We start from the raw sequence: 843 nt of genomic DNA on the forward strand, positions 1-843 counted from the left end.
GAGCTAAGGAAGTTGAGGTTTCATTTAAAACTAAAACCAGAGGTGCGATACAACACCTAGCCATTGATGCCACTGGCCTCAAGGTTTATGGCGAAGGTGAATGGAAGGTCAAGAAGCATGGTACTGACGGGAAGCGTAGGGTTTGGCGTAAGCTGCATATCGCAGTAGATACTAGCACCCACGAAATAGTCGCAGCAGAGCTGAGCTTATCTAACGTAACCGATGCCGAAGTACTTCCCAACTTGCTTAAGCAGACACGTCGTAAAATCATTGAGATATCAGGCGATGGTGCTTATGACACAAGGAATTGCCATGATGCCATACGGATCAAGCGAGCTGTTCCGCTCATCCCGCCAAGAGAAGGAGCAGCCTTCTGGGAGCAAGGGCATCCTCGTAACTTAGCGGGAGGTTGCCAGAAGCTCTACGGCTCCAACAAGAAGTGGAAAAAGCGGTATGGCTATCATAAGCGCTCTCTGTCAGAGACCGCAATGTACCGAGTAAAACAGTTGCTAGGTGGGAAATTACGTCTAAGAAATTATAATGCTCAGGTTGGCGAGACTTACGCTATGATCAAAGCGCTGAACAAGCTTACAGGGCTTGGTATGCCTGAAACTCGGTATGTTGTTTAAGAACTGATCAACATGGGGCTACCATGTCTTCTCACCGAATTAAGCAACAAAGCCATGCGAACACTAGGCGCTAACGATAAATTAGGCCCAAGACTCAAGGGCCTAATATCCATTTTACAAATTAAAAGGTACTCGTACTGTTAATTGAAAGTCGGGAGTATCTTCTGTAAGACCAGCTTGAGCACTAACATTGATAGATGAGCGTTCACTAAAG

The 843-nt window shown here is 46.3% G+C and carries 1 protein-coding gene; it reads left to right on the top strand.

Going from position 1 to position 843, the window contains the following annotated elements; all coding sequences use genetic code 11:
* Positions 1-629 (top strand): IS5 family transposase (locus R7Q09_RS24815; protein ID WP_318143779.1); only part of this gene is annotated, 629 nt, incomplete at its 5' end.
* Positions 630-843 lie beyond the last annotated feature (214 nt).

It is taken from the genome of Vibrio sp. 2130-1, from assembly GCF_033339515.1.